This is a genomic window from Caballeronia sp. LZ033, assembly GCF_031451265.1.
In the GTDB taxonomy this organism is placed as follows: Bacteria; Pseudomonadota; Gammaproteobacteria; order Burkholderiales; family Burkholderiaceae; genus Caballeronia.
This window is the reverse complement of record NZ_JARUXQ010000002.1, coordinates 494,815-512,553: the sequence shown is the minus strand read 5'-3', so window position 1 is coordinate 512,553 and position 17,739 is coordinate 494,815. Positions and strand designations below refer to the sequence as shown.

The following is a 17,739-nucleotide window of genomic DNA, read 5'->3' as shown; positions in this document are numbered from 1 at the left end:
GCTCAACTCCACTGGAACAGCGGCAGTTGCACTTGCAGCAACCACCAGAACACCACGACCGCGACCACGCACATGGCGGCCGCGAGCAGGAAGGCATCGCGCAGGTTGTTCTTGCGGTCGCCGAGCGCGGCGATGAACACCGTCGCGAAAGTGGCGGGCACGAGGCCGCCGTGATTGCCGAGCACGATGAACGCAACGATGCCGAGCAGAATGCAGATCCAGCCGCGCCATTCGGGCTTCTGCCTGTCGCCGGCCGGTTCGACGGCCACGCTGGTCAGCGCGATGCCCAGCCCCGACAGCGCCATGATCGCGCCGACCGCCACCGGGAAAAAGCCCGGCCCCATTTCGCGCAGGCTGCCGATGTCGTAGCTCGAGCCTTTGAAGATCGCGCCCAGGCCGAGCAGAATCATCAGCCCGCCCGCGTAATAGTCGCGTCGCTGCGTCGACGCTGCCGGATGCTGTTCAACCACGTCTGTCTCCTTTCATGTCCGTCTGTGCCGACGGCATTGCGCGCCGTGCGCGCCCGCTGGCTATCGATCAGGAACGCGGCTGGCGCGTCCCGATCGATGCCGGTTTCGCGCCGCTCTCAGGCAGCGTCGAAGAACTTCATGGCGAGGCCGCCGTGCGCCGCGGCTGCGCCCGCGCACAGTGCCGCCGACAGCAGGATGGCTTCGCTCATTTCTTCCTTCGTCATGCCCGCGGCCTTGCCCTTCTTCGCGTGCGATTCGATGCAGTACGGGCAGCCCGTGGCGTGCGCGACGGCAATGGCGATCAGCTCGCGGTACTTCAGCGGAATCGCACCGTCTTCGCGGCCGACGATGTTGTTCAGGTTCGCCCACGCCTTGAACTCCTCCGGCGCGGCCTTGGCCATGCCCATGCGGTGCGCGCTGTCTTCCTTGTCGTAGTAATGGGATGTCATCTCGATGCTCCTGGTTTCTTATGGTGAAGGGATTGTGCGATTCAGGTCACGCTGCGGTGAGCCGCGATCACGATGACTGATTATCTACAAATTAGATGAACATGCAATAGATTATTCCGATAGTGGCTAATCACCGGAAGTTGGGATATCGTTCGGTCATCGTCGAACCAACCGAGTGGCCCTGATGCTTCGTGACCCGCACGCCGAAACTTCCTCAACTTCCACCGCGGACGCCTTCCTGAGCGGGCTGCGCGAGATCGTCGGCCCGCAGGGCGTCGTCACTGAAGCCGCTGACCTCGAACGTTACGAGCGCGACTGGCGCGGCAATTTCCCGGGCCGCGCGCGCGCCGTGGTGCGTCCGTCGACGACCGGACAGGTCGCGGCGGTCGTGCGTTTGTGTGCGGCCGAGCGCGTGCCGGTGGTGCCGCAGGGCGGCAATACGGGGCTGGCGGGCGGATCGTCGCCGGACGAGTCGGGCCGCGAAGTGGTGTTGAGCCTTACGCGCATGAACCGCGTGCGCAACGTGTCGCTGGAAGATCACGCGATGATCGTCGAGGCCGGCTGCATCCTGCAGAACGTGCAGGAAGAAGCGGCGCGCCACAACCGGCTGTTTCCGCTGTCGCTGGCGGCCGAGGGCAGCGCGACCATCGGCGGGAATCTGGCGAGCAATGCCGGCGGCGAACAGGTGCTGCGCTACGGCAATGCGCGCGATCTCACGCTGGGCCTCGAAGTCGTCCTGCCCGACGGCCGCATCTGGAACGGCCTCTCGCCGCTGCGCAAGGACAACACGGGCTACGACCTCAAGCATCTTTTCATCGGCAGCGAAGGCACGCTCGGCGTCATCACGGCGGCGTCGCTGAAGCTGTTTCCGCTGCCGCGCCAGCAGGCCACCGCATGGCTCGGGCTCGACACGCCGCAACAGGCCATCGACGTGCTGGTGCTGCTGCGCGAAACGCTCGGCGATTGCGTGACCTCCTTCGAACTGATCGGCAGCAAGACGCTGGAACAGGTGCTCGCGCATATCGAGAACACGCGCGCCCCGCTGACGGAGGCAACGCCCTGGTCGGTGCTCGTCGAGGTCTCGGAAGCCGCGCGCGACGCGCAACTGGCCGAACGCTTCGAAGCCGCGCTCGGCGATGCCTTCGAACGCGGCCTCGTGCGCGACGTGATGATCGCGCAGTCGTCGGAACAGGCGCATGCGCTGTGGCATATCCGCGATCACGTGCCGGAGGCGCAGCGCCGCGACGGCCCGTCGATCAAGCACGACCTGTCCGTGCCGATCTCGCAGATTCCGCGCTTCATCGAGGAAACCGGCGCCGCGCTCGAAGCGGCGTTTCCCGGCATCCGCCTGATCACCTTCGGTCATGTCGGCGACGGCAACCTGCACTACAACCAGAGCAAGCCCGCCGGCCAGAGCGACGCCGACTTTCGCGCGCAGATCGAACGGGTGCATGAGATCGTGCATGAACAGGTCGCGAAGATGAGCGGCTCGATCTCGGCGGAACACGGCATCGGCCGCCTCAAGCAGGACGCGCTGATGCACTACAAGGACCCGGTCGCCCTCGACCTGATGACGCGCGTGAAGCGCGCCTTCGACCCCGACACTCTGTTCAATCCGGGCCGCATGCTGCCCGCCGACAAAAAGTAAAAGGAGATATCCATGAGCGTTTCCGTATTCGACATGCTTGCGCTGCAACATCTGTGGAGCAGCGAAAAGCTGCGGCAAATCTATTCGGAGGAACAGCGCATCCAGAAGTGGCTCGACTTCGAAGCCGCGCTCGCCAATGCGCAGGCGGCGCTGGGCATCATTCCGAAGGCGGCGGCGCAGGCCATCACGGAGAACGCGAAGGTCGAGAAGATCGACATTCCGCTGATGGCGAGCGAGATCCGCCGCATCAAGCATTCGCTCGTGCCGCTGCTCAAACAGTTGCAGGCCCACGCCGGCAAGGAAGGCGAATGGGTGCATTACGGCGCGACCACGCAGGACGTGCTCGATACCGGCACGATCCTGCAACTGAAGGACGCGCACCAGGTGTTCATGCACGAGTTGCGCGCCATCGGCCGGGAACTGGCGCGTCTCGCGAAGCAGCATCGCGATACGGTGATGGTCGGCCGCACGCACGGCGTCCAGGCGCTGCCCATCACCTTCGGCCACAAATGTGCAATCTGGCTCGACGAAGTGTCGCGCCACTATCAGCGCATGGAGGAATGCGAGAAGCGCGTGTTCGTCGGCATGCTGATCGGCGCCGTGGGCACGCAGGCCTCGCTCGGACCGCAGGCGCGCGAAGTGGAAACGCGCACGCTCGAAGCCCTCGGCCTCGCCGTGCCGACCATCAGCTGGGGCCCGTCGCGCGACCGCGTTACCGAATACGCGAACCTGCTGGCGATGATCGGCGCGACGATGTCGAAGATCGGCAACGAGCTGTTCAACATGCAGCGCAACGAGTTCGGCGAAGTGGAAGAACAGTTCTCCGACGGCAAGCTGGCCTCCTCCACGATGCCGCACAAGCGCAATCCGACCGCCGCCGAGAACATCGCCGGGCTGTCGCGCGCGCTGCGCTACAACGCAGCGATGATGACCGAGGCGATGGTGCAGGAGCACGAGCGCGACGGCATCGCGTGGAAGACCGAATGGAAGGCGCTGCCGGAATGCTGCCTGATCTCCGGCGCGCTGCTGGAACAGACCACGAAGCTGCTGGCCGGCCTGCGTGTCGATGCGGACGCGATGTCGCACAATCTCGACAAGATGCGCGGCTATCTGCTGACCGAGCGCGTGATGATCGAGCTGGGCGAGCGCGTCGGCAAGCAGACGGCGCACCATTGGCTGTATGAAGCGTCGATGCACGGCATCGCCAACAAGCTCGATTTCGCCGATGCCATGCGCACCCACGAAGGCCTCGCGAAGGTGCTCGACGAGAACGACATCGTGCGCCTGACCGATCCGGCCGGCTATCTCGGCCAGACCGGCGCGAGCATCGACCGGACGCTCGCCGCTCAGGAAGCGGCGGGCTGGATGAACGACTGACTCCACCTTTTTTCGGCATGAAACTCGAAGACATCAATGCATTCGTGGCGGTGGTCCGCTATGAATCCGTCACCGGCGCCGCGGAGGCGCTGCTGACGCGCCAGCCGCTCATCAGCCGGCGCGTGCAGAACCTCGAGCGCGATCTCGGCGTGGAACTGCTCGACCGCCATACCAAGCCGCCCCGGCCCACGCCGCTCGGCCGCCGCGTGTATGAGCGCTGCGAGGCGGTGCTGCGCGAAGTGGCGTCGATCGACGATCTGGTGCGGGGCGACTCGCCGCCGGGCGGGACGCTGCGCGTCGGGGTGTCGGAGGTGATTGCCGAACTCGCGCTGCTCGACGCCATGCCCCGGCAGATGGAAGAGACGCCGGGGCTGTCCATCCAGATTTCGTCGGGCTGGAGCACGGACGTGATCGCGCGCCTCAAGGCCGATGAACTCGACGGCGCCATCGTCGTGTTGCCGGGCTCGACCCAGTTCGACCCGGGCCTGAGCGCCACGCGCCTGGGCGAGCTGCACATGGTGGTGGTGGCGCGCAAGGGCGCGATGCCGGCGCACACGCTGCATCTCGCCGATCTCGGCGGCATGGGCTGGGTGCTGAACCCCGAAGGCTGCGGCTTCCGCGACGGCCTCTTCAGCGCGTTCCGCGAGCGCGGCATGCCGTTGCAGGTGAACGTGGGCGCGTTCGGCGCGGAGCAGAAGCTGGGACTCGTCGCGCATGGCGTGGGCCTCGGCTTCGTGCCGGACTGCATGCTGGCCGCGAGCGCCTATGCGGACGATCTCGAAGCCGTCGATCTCGACGACTTCTCGCCGCGTCCGTGCATCTGGCGCGTCGTGCCGGCGCATGCGGAGCGCTCGGCCGCGCAGGTCGAACGTTTCGGCGATGCCGTGGTGCAGGCGCTCGAAAAGCTCGCTGCGGACACCGCGCCAACGCTCCCGCGCCGTCCGGCTCGTTCCAGCGCCGTGCGCGCGCGCAGCGGCGCCGAGCCGCGCAAATAAATCCAGGGGCTGTGCAGAAAAGCGGCGTGCGTGCCGGTCGCGCGCCGCTCTGACAAAACTAACCGGAAGGAGACGACTCGCATGAAACTCACCCGCCTGCTCGGCGCAATCGGCCTCGCCTGTTGCGCGATCCTGCCGGTCACCAGCCACGCCGACGATAGCTATCCGACGCAAACCATCCGCCTCGTGGTCGGCTTTCCGCCGGGCGGCGGCGGCGACCTCTACGGCCGCGCGCTCGCGGCGGCGCTCGCCCCGATCCTGCATCAGACCGTGATCGTCGACAACCGGCCCGGCGCGGGCGGCATCATCGCGGCGGAGACGGTCGCGCACGCGAAGCCGGACGGCTACACGCTGCTGCTCGCGATGAGCGGCAACCTCGCGACCGCGCCCGCCATCCGCAAGCGGCTGCCGTACAAGGTGCCCGAGAGCTTCGCGCCGATCGCGCTGGTGGCCGAGGCGCCGCAGGGGCTGATGGTGTCGGCGAAATCGAAATACCACACGCTCGCCGATTTCATCAGCGCGGCCAAGGGCGGCAAGCTGAGCTATGCATCGACGGGCACCGGCTCCGCCGCGCAGCTCGGCATGGAAATGTTCAAGCAGGCCGCGGGCGTGGACGTGCTGCACGTGCCGTACAAGGGCTCGGGCCCGGCGATCAACGACCTGATCAGCGGCCGCGTCGATGCGTTCTTCGCCACCTATCCGCCGCTCGCCGGCCAGATCAAGGGCGGCCAGTTGCGCCTGCTGGCGAGCACGGCCGAGAAGCGCAACGCGCAGATGCCGGACGTGCCGACGATGAAGGAAGCCGGCGTCAACATGACGCTGACCCAGTGGTACGGCCTCGCGGCGCCTGCGGGCACGCCCGCGCCGGTCGTCGCGAAGCTCGAACAGGCGACCATGCAGGCCCTCGCCGCGCCGACGGTCAAGGAACTGTTCGACCGTGAAGGCGTGGTGCCGGGCACGCTCACCGGCGACGCGTTCTCGAAGTACATCGTCGAGGACATCGGCCGCTATCGGCAGACCGTGCAGAAGGGGCACATGCAGTTGTTGCAATGACGCGGCGCGCTTGCGGTGCAGGCCATCGATAACAACGGAGACAAGCATGCGTTCAACCCGAAATGCGAAGAACGAGGTTCCGGCGCGTCTGCTGCGCGCTGTGTCGGCCTGTGTGCTGGGCCTGGGCATCGGCGTGGCGGCCATGCCTGCGGCGCACGCAGGCGGCTATCCGGACGGCCCGATCAAGCTGCTGGTCGGCTTTCCGCCGGGCGGCGGCGGCGATACGTACGCGCGCATCGTCGCCACGGCGCTCTCGAAGAGTCTCGACAATCCCGTCGTGGTCGAGAACCGTCCCGGCGCGGGCGGCAACATCGCGGCGGATATCGTCGCTCACGCGAAGCCCGACGGCTACACGCTGCTGCTCGCGATGAGCGGCAACTTTTCGGTCGCGCCGGTGGTGCATCCGGACCTGCGCTACAAGGTGCCGGGCAGCTTCGCGCCCATTTCGATGGTGGTCGAAACGCCCTTCGGCCTGATGGTCAGCGCGAAGTCGAAATACAAGACGATCCAGGACTACGTGGCCGCGGCCAAGGGCGGCAAGCTCACTTACGCGTCCACCGGCACGGGCGGCGCGGCGCAATCGACGATGGAGATTTTCAAGAAGAAGGCGGGCCTCGACATCCTCAACGTGCCCTTCACCGGCTCGGGCCCGGCGACCACCGCGCTGCTCGGCGGCCAGGTGGACAGCTTCTTCGCGCCTTATACGCCGCTCGCCGGGCAACTGACCGACGACGGCATGCGCCTGCTCGCGACCAGCGGCGCGCAGCGCAATCCCGCTTATCCGGACGTGCCGACCTTCCGCGAACTCGGCTGGGCCGTGGGCACGACGCAATGGTACGGCGTCGCCGCACCGGCCGGCACGCCGCCCGACGTGGTCGCGAAGCTGAACCAGAACATCCAGCAGCTTCTCAAGCAGCCCGACGTCGCGAAGCAACTGACGATGAACGGCGCGGTGCTGACCAACACCTCGGGCGACGCCTTCGCGAAGTTCATCGAAAGCGATATCGCGGATTACCGCGCCGTGGTCAAGCCGTTCAATCATTGAGCGCGCCGCGAGCGAGACCTTCAACCTCATTCTCTCAAGCAACAGGAACCCCATGCGCTTCGACACGCTGATTTCCCCCGAACAACTCGCCGCGCTGCTCGCCGATGGTTCGGCCAACGTGCTGGTCTGCGATTGCAGCTTCGACCTGACCAACCCGGACGCGGGTCTCGCGAGCTATCGCGATGCGCACGTGCCGGGCGCGGTGCATCTGCATCTGGAAAGCGAACTGAGCGGCCCGAAGACCGGCCAGAATGGCCGTCATCCGCTGCCGTCCGTCGAGGCCTTCGCCGCCGCGATGGCGCGCGCCGGCGCGAACGACGCCACGCAGATCGTCTGCTACGACAGCGCGGGCGGCATGTACGCGGCGCGTCTGTGGTGGCTGGCGCGCTGGGCCGGTCATCGCGATGTCGCGGTGCTCGACGGCGGCCTGCCTGCCTGGCGCGGCGCGGGTCACGCGGTGGAAAGCGGCGAGCGCAAGGCGTCCGCGCCGGGCAGCTTCACGGTCCGCACGCCGCTCGTCACGACGGTCGATTTCGACGCCGTGCGCGCCAATATCGACAGCGGTGAGCGCGTGGTGCTCGACGCCCGCGCGGCCGACCGCTATCGCGGCGAGAACGAAACGCTCGATGCCGTGGGCGGCCATATTCCGAAGGCGCGCAACCGCTTCTTCCGCGACAACCTCGACGCCGGCGGCCGCTTCAAGCCGGCGGATACGCTGCGTGAGGAGATCGGCGCGATTGCCGGCACGACCGACGGCGCGGTGTTGATCGGCCAGTGCGGTTCCGGCGTGACCGCCTGTCACAACCTGCTGGCGATGGAGATCGCGGGCATTCGCGGCGCGGCGCTCTACCCGGGCTCGTGGAGCGAGTGGAGTTCGCGCCAGGGCGCGCCGGTCGCTACCGGCGCACAGGCGTAACCGGCGCGCGGCCGCGATGAAGATCGCCATCCTCGACGACCATCAGGACGCCGTCCGCAAGCTCGACTGCTTCCGGCTGCTCGACGGTCATGATGTCCAGGTGTTGCACGACACCATCAAGGACCTCGACACGCTGGCCGCGCGCATCGCCGAGGCAGAAGTGCTGGTGCTGATCCGCGAACGCACGCCGGTGCCGCGCGCACTGCTGGAGCAGCTGCCGAACCTGCGCTTCATCGCGCAGACCGGCAAGGCGAGCGCGCATATCGACCTGGACGCGGCGACGGAGTTCGGCATTCCCGTGACCGAGAGCCGCTTCTCCGGCGTCGCCACGGCGGAACTCGTGTGGGGGCTGATTCTCGCGGCGGCGCGGCGCATTCCGCAATACGCGGCGAACCTGAAGGCGGGCGTCTGGCAGCGCAGCGGCCTTGAAGACGATGCGACGCCTTACGGCCACGGTCTCGGCGTCGCGCTGGAGCATCGCACGCTCGGCATCTGGGGTTATGGGCGCATCGGCCGGCGTCTGGCGCAGTACGCGACGGCCTTCGGCATGCGCGTGCTGGTGTGGAGCCGGCCGGAGTCGCTCGCGCTCGCGGCGGAACACGGTCATGAACTTGCCGCCGACGCGCACGACCTCTTCACCCGATCCGACGTGCTGACCTTGCAGGTGCGCCAGAACGACGCCACGCGCGGCATGGTCACGCTGGATCATCTGCTGGCGATGAAGCCCGACGCGCTCTTCGTCAACACGAGCCGCGCGGGCCTGGTGCAGCCGGGCGCGCTCGCCGAAGCGCTGGCGCGCGGGCGGCCGGGCCTTGCCGCACTCGATGTCTTCGACGAGGAACCCGCGCTGCGCGATGCCTTCGTGCAGATGCCCAACGTCGTCTGCACGCCGCATCTCGGCTATGTGCAGAAAGAAAACTACGAAACGCTCTTCGATGCGGCGTTTCGCGACGTGCTCGCCTGGCAGGCCGGGACGCCGCGCAACCTCGTCAATCCGGCGGCATTCGGGCGACGGCACTGAACCGCCGGCCGCCATCCAGTCACAGCATTCCACGGAGACCCTCATGAGCGAAGCTTCGAGCGCCCGCTACCCTCTCACACGCGAACTTGCCGAGACCTGTCTCGCACGCGCCCGCGACCCGCTGCCGGCTGAAGTCATCGAGATCGCGAAGCACTCGCTGCTCGACTGGCTCGGCACGCTGACTTCCGGCTGGGCGGATCCTTCGGTGGGCATGCTCGAAGCCGAGATTCGCGCGGAAGAAGCCGCGCCGCGCGCGACGCTGCTCGGCAGCGGCGCGCGGACCAGCGTGCGCAACGCGGCGCTGGTCAACGGCATGGCTTCGCACGTGCTCGATTTCGACGACGTGCATCTCGGTTCGCGCGTGCATCCGTCGGTGCCGCTGTGGTCGGCGATTCTCGCGATCGGCGAACGCGACGGCCTGCCCGGTCAGCGCGCGCTCGCCGCCTTCGTCGCGGGCGTGGAGATGCAGAGCCGCATCGCGCTCGTGATGGGCGAGGAACACTACAAGCGCGGCTGGCACAACACCGCGACCTTCGGCATGTTCGGCGCGGCGCTCGCCAGCGCGACGCTGCTCGATCTCACGCCCGCGCAGACGCAGCACGCGCTGGGCATTGCCGCGACGCAATCGGCCGGGCTGCGCGCGGCGTTCGGCACCATGTGCAAGCCGCTGCATGCGGGCCACGCGGCCGCGAGCGGCGTGCTCGCCGCGAGTCTCGCGAAGCGCGGCTTCACCAGCCAGACCGACATGCTCGAATGCGAGGCCGGTTTCATCGAGCTGTACGCCAGCGCGCGCGACCACGACGCGATTGCACGCGCGCTCGCCAACGCGCCGGACTATCAGGCGCGCACGATTCTGTTCAAGTACAACGCGTCGTGCTACGGCACGCAGGGTTCGATCGAAGCGTCCAAGCTGTTGAGAGAACAACTGGGCGCGCGCCTCGACGACATCGAGCGCATCGAGATCCGCGTCGAGCCGCAATATCTCTCGGTGTGCTGCATTCCATCGCCGACGAACGGACTCGAAGCGAAGTTCAGCATCGCGCAGATGGTTGCGCTGACGCTGGCGGGCTGGAGCACCGTCGATGCCGCATCGTACGGCCCCGCCGCGCTCGACGACGCGCAGGTCGGCCGGCTGCGCCGGCTCGTGACGATCACGCCCAATCCGCAGCAGCCGCGCGCGAGCGCCGATGTCGCGATCGTGCTGAAGGACGGCACGCGCCTCGAACAGCACATCAACACGAGCCGCCCCGAACAGGATCTCGCCCGACAGGAACGCAACCTGAGCGCGAAGGCCGGTTCGCTGCTGGGCGAGCGGCTGGAGGCGGCACAGGTGGACGGCATCGTGAAGAGCGTGCTGGGCTTCGAAAAGGTCGGGAACGTCGGCGACTCCATCGCGCGCTTCGCCCAGGCGCTACGCAAGGATTGAGCACGCCATGATCTTCCGACAACTCTTCGACAGCGCCTCCTGCACCTACACCTATCTGCTCGCGTCGCGGCCGGGCGGCGAGGCGCTGATCATCGATCCCGTGAAGGAGAAGCTCGACCAGTACCTGCAACTGATCGAGGAACTCGGCGTGGAACTCGTGCATGCCATCGACACGCATACGCACGCCGACCACATCACCGCGCTTGGCGACCTGCGCGACGTGCTGGATTGCACGACGATCATGGGCGAACGCACGCGCGCCGAATGCGTGACGCGCCATGTGCGCGACGGCGAGCGCATCGACGTGGACGGCATCACGCTGGGCGCGCTCTACACGCCCGGCCATACCGATGAGTCGTTCAGCTTCGTGCTGCAACCGGACGCGCCGCGCGCCGTGTTCACCGGCGACGTGCTGCTGATCCGCGGCAGCGGCCGCACCGACTTCCAGGGCGGCGACGCGCGCCGTTCGTGGGACTCCATCGTCAACCGGCTGTTCCGCCTGCCCGAGCCTACGATCGTCTATCCGGCGCACGACTACAAGGGCATGAGCGCGTCGAGCATCGGCGAGGAACAGCGCTGGAATCCGCGCATCGCGGGCAAGACCGAGGACGAGTATGCGCGCATCATGGCGTCGCTCGACCTGCCCTATCCGAAGATGATGGACGTGGCCGTGCCCGCGAACCTGACCTGCGGCCAGCCCGCGTCCACACCGCGACGGCAGGGCTGAACGCATGCCCGCACCGTCTCTCATCCAGATCCTTCTTGCTTTGCTGTGCGGCGGTTTCGTGAGTTTCATGCTCGGCATGATCGGCGGCGGCGGGTCCATCCTCGCCATTCCGCTGCTGCTCTATGTGGTCGGCCTGCACAACGCGCATGCGGCCATCGGCACGGCGGCGCTCGCGGTGGCCGCGAGCGCTTATCTCAACATGATCCCGCATGCGCGCGCCGGACGCGTGCGCTGGGACGCGGCCTTTACCTTCGCGGCGAGCGGCGTGCTCGGCGCGGCGCTGGGTTCGACGCTCGGCAAGCTCGTCGACGGGCACCGTCTGCTCGACTACTTCGCCATTCTCATGTGCATCGTGGCCGTGCTGATGCTGCGCAGCACTCCCGCCGACGCCGACGACACGCGCGCCGGCACCTCGCGACGCTATCCGCAGCTGTGCGGCACGGGGCTGGGCGCGGGCGGACTGTCGGGCTTCTTCGGCATCGGCGGCGGCTTCCTGATCGTGCCGGGACTGATGTTCGCCGCGCAGATGCAGATTGTGGAGGCCATCGGCACCTCGCTGTTCGCGGTCGGCACCTTCGGCCTCACCACCGCGATCAACTATTCGATCTCCGGCGACGTCGACTGGCCCGTGGCCGCGGTGTTCGTGCTCGGCGGCACGGTCGGCGGCTGGATGGGGGCGCGCGCGGCCGGACGGCTCGCGCATCGGCGCGGCACGCTCAACCGCGTGTTCGCCGGGGTGATCGTGCTGGTGGCGGGCTACATGCTGATGCATGCGTCGCAGGGGTGACGGACTTCTACCGATGCGCGATCCTGAACCCGATATTGCTCGCCGACGTCCCCGGCACATTCGAACTGCGCGCCGCAACGCGATAGCGGTTGCAGTACGAATCGTGGCAGAGGAATGAGCCGCCGCGCATCGAGCGCCTGCCCGTAGGTGTATCGAAGCGCGGATCGCGTGCAGCGGTCGCGACGTGATAGTCCGGTGCGTACCAGTCGGCGCACCATTCCCAGACATTGCCGCACATGTTGTAGAAGCCGAGACCGTTCGGCTCGAAGGCATCGACGGCCAGCGGACCGGCGTTCCATCCGGGCGCGGTGGAATGCGGGAAATCGCCCTGCCAGATGTTGCAGCGGGGCCGCCCGTCCGGTTCGAGTTCGTCGCCCCAGGGATAGCGCTTGCCTTCGAGACCGCCGCGCGCGGCGAATTCCCATTCGGCTTCGGTCGGCAGGCGGCCGCCTTTCCAGGCGCAGTAGGCGTGCGCATCGTCCCACGACATATGCACCACCGGATGCCGCGCCCGGTCGCGAATGTGCGAGCCAGGCCCTTCAGGACGCTGCCAGCAGGCGCCTTCGACATCCAGCCACCAGTGCAGGCCCGGCGCCACGCGACGCATCCCGGCGCGCCGTGCTTCCGGCACCTGAAGATAGAACACGAACGACGTGCCGAGCTGCTCGGCGGTGGTGATGTAGCCCGTCGCCCGCACGAACGCGCTGAACTCGCCGTTCGTCACGGTGGTCGCCGCGAGCGCGAAGTCACTGACGCGCACGCGGCGTGCGGGGCCTTCGCCATCGTCGGCAAAACCTTCGGCGAGATCGGTGCCCATCTCGAACTCGCCGCCGCGAACTTGCACCCACGCATCGGGCTCGCCAGTCCGCGCGATGTCCTGCGCTTGCGACTCCACGTGAACAGCACGCTGCGGCGTGCAGCAAGCCCGCTTCGTGCCGCCCTCGTGCAAGCCCGGCGTCTCCATCATTTGTCCTCTTCCTTTTCCCAGAACGCAGGCTCGTCCTGCTCCGCCATCAGCGCCAGGATCTTCTCGCGCGGAATCACGCCGCAGCGCGCGGCCCATTCGTCGTAGCGCGCCGCCATGTCCTTCACGCGATCCGGATGCTGCCCGGCGAGGTCGTTCAGTTCGGTGCGATCCGCGTCCATGTCATAGAGCTCCCACGGATTCGGATAGCGCCGCACCAGCTTCCACGTACCGATGCGCACCGCCGCGTTGCCTTCGTGCTCCCAGAACATCGGCGGGCGGGCTTCCCCGCCCTTCTGCTCGAACGACGCCCGCAGCGAGTGACCCTCCAGCGGCGCGATGGCGTTGCCGCCATGCTGCTGCGGATAGTCGGTGCGGGTGATGTCGAGCACCGTCGCCATGACGTCGGGCAGATAGCCCGGCGAGTGACGGATCTCGCCCTTCGCCTCGATGCCGTCCGGCCAGTGCACGATGAACGGCGTCGAAATACCGCCTTCGTGAATCCAGTGCTTGTAGAGCCGGAACGGCGCGTTCGACAGATTCGCCCAGGCCGTGCCATAGCTCTGGTATGTGTCCTCGCCGCCCGGCATCAGCGCCGGGTTATTGCCGAACTGGACTTCGGCGCCCTTGCGCGTATGCGATTTGGCGATCTTGAGATTGTTGACGAGATCATCGACCGTGACGCCTTCCGGAATGTCCTCGGCGCACGCGCCGTTGTCCGACAGAAAGATGATCACGGTGTTGTCGAGTTGCCCGGCGCGCTCCAGCGCCGCGACGATACGCCCGATGCCCTGATCCATCCGGTCGATCTGCGCCGCATACACCTCCATGCAGCGCAGGCGCCAGGCCTTGTGATCCGCTTCGCTCCATTCGGGCTGCGTCGGGTCGCGGTCGCTGAGACGCCAGATGTCGCGCAGGATGCCGTCATCGACGAGCCGCTTCAGGCGCTCCTCACGCAGCGCGTCCCAGCCTGCGTCGAAGCGGCCCTTGTACTTGGCGATGTCTTCCTCATGCGCATGCAGCGGCCAATGCGGCGCCGTGTACGCGACGTACTGGAAGAACGGCGTGCCGGCATGCTCGGCGACATGCTGCTCGATGAACGAGACCGCTTCGTCGCTAATGGCATCGGTATAGAAGAAGTCGTCCTGCTCCTTCGCCTCGTGCTCGATATTGGTGTTGCCGCGCGTGAGCGTGTTCGGATCGTAGAAGCTGCCCGCGCCGATGATCGTGCCGAAGAATTCGTCGAAGCCGCGCTGCATCGGCCAGGTGTCGCTGGGTTCGTCGAGGCTGCTCGCCACATGCCATTTGCCGCTCATGTAGGTGCGATAGCCGTTGGTCTTCAGCACTTCCGGAATGGTCACGCACTGCTTGTTGAGATTGCCCGCATAGCCTTCGGGACCGTAGTCGTAGGTCAGCACGCCGATGCCCGTCTGATGCGGATGCAGGCCCGTCAGCAAGGACGCGCGCGACGGGCTGCAGCGCGCGGTGTTATAGAACTGCGAGTAGCGCAAGCCGTTGCGGGCAAGCCGGTCGAGGTTCGGGGTCTCGATTTCTCCGCCATAGCAGCCGATGTCGGAGTAGCCCATGTCGTCGTTGAGAATCAGGATGATGTTCGGTTTGCTTGCCATGCTGGTCCCGGTGCCAAAAATGAATGAAGGTGCGCGGGTTCGTCGATCCCCGCGCCGAAGTCGCAATGCCGTTCAGGTCTGTGAGTTCAGGTTGGTCTTCAGCGTGCCGTGCGCGTCGCGTTGCGGTTCATGCGCGAACCACACGAAGACGGCAGCGACGATCAGCGAGACCGGCAGCGCGAGAATGGCGCTCTGCAAACCGAGTTCCTGCGCCAGGATACCGCCCGACAGCGGCCCCAGCACCGCGCCGACTTCGCCGCCGAACAGCGCCACGCCGAAGGCCGTGCCGGCAAGACGCGGATCGGTCGAATCCATCACCAGTGCGATGGCCGTGGAGATATACGCGCCGAACACGCCGCCGAGCACCATCAGCGTGAACAGCATCGGTGCGCTTTGCGCCTGCGTAAAGCCCCACAGACAGATGGCCGACACCGGCGTGAGCAGGCTGATGGTGCGCTTGCGGCCGATGCGGTCCGCGAGGAAGCCGCTCAGCACGAGGCCGATCGACACGCCGCCGAACAGCGTCGCCGACATCAGTCCGCCGTTGAGGAAGGACATGTGATGCACCTTGATCGCATACGCCGGGACCCAGGTGGCGGCCATCCAGAAGGTGAAGTTGTAGAGCCCGTGCATGACGAAGACGACCCACACGTTGCGCATGCGGATGACGTCGCGGATGCGCGCGCCGCCCTTCTCGATATGCAGCGCGACGGCTTCGTCGTGGCCCGGCGTCTCGGTGCGCGGACGCTCCTTGATGCGGCGCATGAACAGGACGCCCGACAGCAGCGTGATGACGCCGCAGATCGGCCAGACCGCGCGCCAGCCCATGTGCGCGCCGACGACGGTCGCCGCCGCGATGCCGGCCAGCGTGCCCAGGCTGTAGCCCGTCTCCCAGATGGCCAGCGCACGGCCGCGCTGCTTGTACGGGAAGCTCTCGCTGACCCAGGCGGCGGCAGCCGGATACTGGAGCCCTTCGAAGATGCCGGTCATCACGCGCACGGCGGCGAAGGACTTGACGCCGGTGACGAGACCGGTGAGACAGGTGGCCGCGCCGAAGCCGAACACGGAGAGCACGGTCATCGGCTTGCGGCCGTAGCGGTCCGCGAGCAGGCCGCCGAAGAAGGTCGAGAGATAGCCGACGAAGAAGAACGATACGAGGCCGCCCGCCGTCGCATAGGAGATGCCGAACTCCGCGATGATGAGCGGCAGCAACGGCCCGATGAGACCGCGGTCCGCGAAGTTGAGCAGCCACGTGAACCAGTTCCAGAACAGGACACGCCGCGCGTAGCCGGGCCAGTCGGGCCCTTGTCTGTACACCACCTGTCCGAGTTGCGTGCGCTCCTGCATGGCGCGGTCTCCTTGTGTTTGCCGTAGCGGGCGCAATGGACGCACCCGGATTTTGAGATACAAGGCGAACTATAAGGAACAATTTCGAAAACTAAAAGTTCACTTTCGAAAATATTGGTCAGGGTTTACGCTGAGCAAGCTTATATTTCTTCCTCGCTGCCTCTGCTTGTTTTGCGCAGGAATGGCTGGCGTGCAAGCGTCTTTACTTTTTCGCCGTTGTTCGTTAAATTTTCGCAAACGAACATTTCGTTCCTTTGCGTCAACTTCGTGCCGGACACCCTGGAGAGTGAACAGACCATGCAAGGCTTGATCTACGACCTGCTCGTGGCGGGCGGCGGCATCAACGGAGTGGGCATCGCGCGCGATGCCGCCGGACGCGGGCTCTCCGTCTTGCTGGTCGAACAGGACGATCTGGCGTCGCACACGTCGTCATCGAGCACGAAGCTCATTCACGGCGGACTGCGCTACCTCGAGTACCGCGAGTTCGGTCTGGTGCGCAAGGCCTTGCAGGAGCGCGAAACCTTGTTGCGCTCGGCGCCGCACATCATCTCTCCGCTGCGCTTCGTCATGCCGCACATGCCGGCACTGCGCCCGGCCTGGCTGATCCGCGCCGGACTGTTTCTCTACGATCATCTGGCGAAACGCGAACTGCTGCAGGGGTCGAGCGGCATCGACATGCGCCGTCATCCTGCCGGGGCGCCGCTGATCGACAGCATCGAGCGCGGGTTCATCTACTCCGACGGCTGGGTCGACGACGCCCGGCTCGTCGTGCTGAACGCCCTCGATGCACGGGAACGCGGCGCGACCGTGCTGACGCGAACGCGGCTCGTCAGCGCGTCGCGGCAGGAAGGCGTGTGGCACGCGCGCATTGGCGGCGGCGAAGGATCGCTCTCGACCGTGCGGGCACGTGCGATCGTCAATGCGGCGGGTCCGTGGGTCGGTGAGTTGCTGCGCAACGGCATCCACACCCGCGAGAAGCCGCAGCATCGCGTACGACTGGTGAAAGGAAGTCATATCGTGGTGCGCCGTCTCTTCTCCCACGATGACGCCTACATCTTCCAGAACCCCGACAAGCGCATCATCTTCGCGATTCCCTACGAGCGCGACTTCACGCTGATCGGCACGACCGACCTCGAGTTTCACGGCGATCCGGCGCGGGTGTCCATCGACGCCGAGGAAGTGCGCTATCTGTGCGACTCCATCAATCGCTATTTCAAGCAGAAGATCGCGCCGGCGGATGTCGCGTGGAGCTATTCGGGCGTGCGTCCGCTGCTGGAAGACGAGCACGCGCAGAACGCTTCCGCCGTGACGCGCGACTATCGGCTCGAAACCGATCATCCCGATGACGAAGCCCCGTTGCTCTCGGTCTTCGGCGGCAAGATCACGACCTATCGGAAGCTGGCGGAAGAAGCCGTCGACACGCTTTGCGAGGCGCTTCGACACGACGGCCGAACCTGGACCGCCGGTGTGCCGCTGCCGGGCGGCGACCTGCCTCGTGCGGACATTCACGCGTTCATCGCGGCGTTTCGGTCGCGACATCCCTGGCTGCCTGAGTCACTGGCGCGCCGTTACGCGCATGCCTACGGTACGCGCGCGGACACGCTCATCGGCGCGGCGCGCAGTCTCGACGATCTCGGGCCGTCGCTCGCGCCGGGCATCGCTCTTCACGAAGCCGAATTGCGCTATCTGCGCGACGTCGAATGGGCCAGGACTTCCGAAGACGTGCTGTGGCGCCGCTCGAAACTGGGCCTGCACATCGCGCCGGATTCGCGCGATACGGTCGCCTCCCGCATCGACGACTGGTTCGCCCGGCAGGACGCAGCGGCGACGGACATCGCGGGGCCGTCGCCGGAACACGCGGCCTAAAGCGCACGCGAGGATTGCGC

The 17,739-nt window shown here is 66.7% G+C and carries 16 protein-coding genes; 11 read left to right on the top strand and 5 right to left on the bottom strand.

Annotation, left to right across the window (positions count from 1 at the left end; all coding sequences use genetic code 11):
• Positions 1-2: 2 nt before the first annotated feature.
• Both QCE62_RS17785 and QCE62_RS17780 read right to left on the bottom strand, forming a co-directional pair.
• Positions 3-410, bottom strand: coding sequence for a tripartite tricarboxylate transporter TctB family protein (locus QCE62_RS17785; RefSeq protein WP_309922877.1), 408 nt, complete (start codon positions 408-410; stop codon positions 3-5).
• A 176-nt stretch (positions 411-586) separates the two neighbouring features.
• Positions 587-919: a carboxymuconolactone decarboxylase family protein gene (locus QCE62_RS17780; RefSeq protein ID WP_309791174.1), complete on the bottom strand. Its 333-nt coding sequence runs from the start codon at positions 917-919 to the stop codon at positions 587-589.
• A 184-nt stretch (positions 920-1,103) separates the two neighbouring features.
• Here QCE62_RS17780 and QCE62_RS17775 point away from each other — a divergent pair, with 184 nt between their 5' ends.
• From QCE62_RS17775 to QCE62_RS17730, 10 genes are all read left to right on the top strand, one after another.
• Positions 1,104-2,567 carry an FAD-binding oxidoreductase gene (locus QCE62_RS17775; protein WP_309921060.1) on the top strand — a complete coding sequence of 488 codons (1,464 nt, stop codon included), beginning with the start codon at positions 1,104-1,106 and terminating at the stop codon, positions 2,565-2,567.
• Between the two features lie 12 nt (positions 2,568-2,579).
• A complete protein-coding gene (gene purB, locus QCE62_RS17770) occupies positions 2,580-3,944 on the top strand; it encodes an adenylosuccinate lyase (protein ID WP_309791170.1) in 1,365 nt (454 codons plus the stop codon).
• A gap of 17 nt (positions 3,945-3,961) precedes the next feature.
• Positions 3,962-4,939: a LysR family transcriptional regulator gene (locus QCE62_RS17765; protein ID WP_309921058.1), complete on the top strand. Its 978-nt coding sequence runs from the start codon at positions 3,962-3,964 to the stop codon at positions 4,937-4,939.
• Positions 4,940-5,020: 81 nt separating this feature from the next.
• Positions 5,021-5,992 (top strand): tripartite tricarboxylate transporter substrate binding protein, encoded by a 972-nt coding sequence (locus QCE62_RS17760; protein WP_309921056.1) that lies wholly within the window; start codon positions 5,021-5,023, stop codon positions 5,990-5,992.
• 46 nt (positions 5,993-6,038) lie between these two features.
• Positions 6,039-7,037 carry a tripartite tricarboxylate transporter substrate binding protein gene (locus QCE62_RS17755; protein ID WP_309921054.1) on the top strand — a complete coding sequence of 333 codons (999 nt, stop codon included), beginning with the start codon at positions 6,039-6,041 and terminating at the stop codon, positions 7,035-7,037.
• A gap of 52 nt (positions 7,038-7,089) precedes the next feature.
• Entirely contained in the window at positions 7,090-7,953 is an 864-nt protein-coding gene (locus tag QCE62_RS17750; RefSeq protein ID WP_309921052.1) for a sulfurtransferase, read from the top strand.
• A gap of 16 nt (positions 7,954-7,969) precedes the next feature.
• The gene (locus tag QCE62_RS17745) at positions 7,970-8,974 is read left to right on the top strand and encodes a D-2-hydroxyacid dehydrogenase family protein (protein WP_309921049.1); all 1,005 of its coding nucleotides are present in this window, start codon (positions 7,970-7,972) and stop codon (positions 8,972-8,974) included.
• A gap of 43 nt (positions 8,975-9,017) precedes the next feature.
• Positions 9,018-10,400, top strand: a complete 1,383-nt coding sequence (locus tag QCE62_RS17740) for an MmgE/PrpD family protein (protein ID WP_309921046.1) — start codon at positions 9,018-9,020, stop codon at positions 10,398-10,400.
• Between the two features lie 7 nt (positions 10,401-10,407).
• Positions 10,408-11,127 carry an MBL fold metallo-hydrolase gene (locus QCE62_RS17735; RefSeq protein ID WP_309921043.1) on the top strand — a complete coding sequence of 240 codons (720 nt, stop codon included), beginning with the start codon at positions 10,408-10,410 and terminating at the stop codon, positions 11,125-11,127.
• Between the two features lie 4 nt (positions 11,128-11,131).
• Positions 11,132-11,914, top strand: coding sequence for a sulfite exporter TauE/SafE family protein (locus tag QCE62_RS17730; RefSeq protein WP_309921040.1), 783 nt, complete (start codon positions 11,132-11,134; stop codon positions 11,912-11,914).
• A gap of 7 nt (positions 11,915-11,921) precedes the next feature.
• On the opposite strand, the gene QCE62_RS17725 is transcribed toward QCE62_RS17730, so the two are convergent.
• From QCE62_RS17725 to QCE62_RS17715, 3 genes are all read right to left on the bottom strand, one after another.
• Positions 11,922-12,881, bottom strand: a complete 960-nt coding sequence (locus QCE62_RS17725; protein ID WP_309921037.1) for a formylglycine-generating enzyme family protein — start codon at positions 12,879-12,881, stop codon at positions 11,922-11,924.
• Positions 12,878-14,506, bottom strand: a complete 1,629-nt coding sequence (locus tag QCE62_RS17720; RefSeq protein WP_309921034.1) for an arylsulfatase — start codon at positions 14,504-14,506, stop codon at positions 12,878-12,880. Before QCE62_RS17720 ends, QCE62_RS17725 begins: the two co-directional genes overlap by 4 nt.
• Before the next feature lie 72 nt (positions 14,507-14,578).
• The gene (locus tag QCE62_RS17715; protein WP_309921032.1) at positions 14,579-15,853 is read right to left on the bottom strand and encodes an MFS transporter; all 1,275 of its coding nucleotides are present in this window, start codon (positions 15,851-15,853) and stop codon (positions 14,579-14,581) included.
• 297 nt (positions 15,854-16,150) lie between these two features.
• Here QCE62_RS17715 and glpD point away from each other — a divergent pair, with 297 nt between their 5' ends.
• A complete protein-coding gene (gene glpD / locus QCE62_RS17710; protein WP_309921030.1) occupies positions 16,151-17,719 on the top strand; it encodes a glycerol-3-phosphate dehydrogenase in 1,569 nt (522 codons plus the stop codon).
• Positions 17,720-17,739: the final 20 nt, after the last annotated feature.

Excerpts from the sequence above, each read along its gene's own strand:
- QCE62_RS17785 (WP_309922877.1), bottom strand. The coding sequence starts at position 410 with ATGATTCTGCTCGGCCTGGGCGCGATCTTCAAAGGCTCGAGCTACGAC.
- QCE62_RS17780 (WP_309791174.1), bottom strand. The coding sequence starts at position 919 with ATGACATCCCATTACTACGACAAGGAAGACAGCGCGCACCGCATGGGC.
- QCE62_RS17775 (WP_309921060.1), top strand. The coding sequence starts at position 1,104 with ATGCTTCGTGACCCGCACGCCGAAACTTCCTCAACTTCCACCGCGGAC.
- purB (WP_309791170.1), top strand. The coding sequence starts at position 2,580 with ATGAGCGTTTCCGTATTCGACATGCTTGCGCTGCAACATCTGTGGAGC.
- QCE62_RS17765 (WP_309921058.1), top strand. The coding sequence starts at position 3,962 with ATGAAACTCGAAGACATCAATGCATTCGTGGCGGTGGTCCGCTATGAA.
- QCE62_RS17760 (WP_309921056.1), top strand. The coding sequence starts at position 5,021 with ATGAAACTCACCCGCCTGCTCGGCGCAATCGGCCTCGCCTGTTGCGCG.
- QCE62_RS17755 (WP_309921054.1), top strand. The coding sequence starts at position 6,039 with ATGCGTTCAACCCGAAATGCGAAGAACGAGGTTCCGGCGCGTCTGCTG.
- QCE62_RS17750 (WP_309921052.1), top strand. The coding sequence starts at position 7,090 with ATGCGCTTCGACACGCTGATTTCCCCCGAACAACTCGCCGCGCTGCTC.
- QCE62_RS17745 (WP_309921049.1), top strand. The coding sequence starts at position 7,970 with ATGAAGATCGCCATCCTCGACGACCATCAGGACGCCGTCCGCAAGCTC.
- QCE62_RS17740 (WP_309921046.1), top strand. The coding sequence starts at position 9,018 with ATGAGCGAAGCTTCGAGCGCCCGCTACCCTCTCACACGCGAACTTGCC.
- QCE62_RS17735 (WP_309921043.1), top strand. The coding sequence starts at position 10,408 with ATGATCTTCCGACAACTCTTCGACAGCGCCTCCTGCACCTACACCTAT.
- QCE62_RS17730 (WP_309921040.1), top strand. The coding sequence starts at position 11,132 with ATGCCCGCACCGTCTCTCATCCAGATCCTTCTTGCTTTGCTGTGCGGC.
- QCE62_RS17725 (WP_309921037.1), bottom strand. The coding sequence starts at position 12,881 with ATGATGGAGACGCCGGGCTTGCACGAGGGCGGCACGAAGCGGGCTTGC.
- QCE62_RS17720 (WP_309921034.1), bottom strand. The coding sequence starts at position 14,506 with ATGGCAAGCAAACCGAACATCATCCTGATTCTCAACGACGACATGGGC.
- QCE62_RS17715 (WP_309921032.1), bottom strand. The coding sequence starts at position 15,853 with ATGCAGGAGCGCACGCAACTCGGACAGGTGGTGTACAGACAAGGGCCC.
- glpD (WP_309921030.1), top strand. The coding sequence starts at position 16,151 with ATGCAAGGCTTGATCTACGACCTGCTCGTGGCGGGCGGCGGCATCAAC.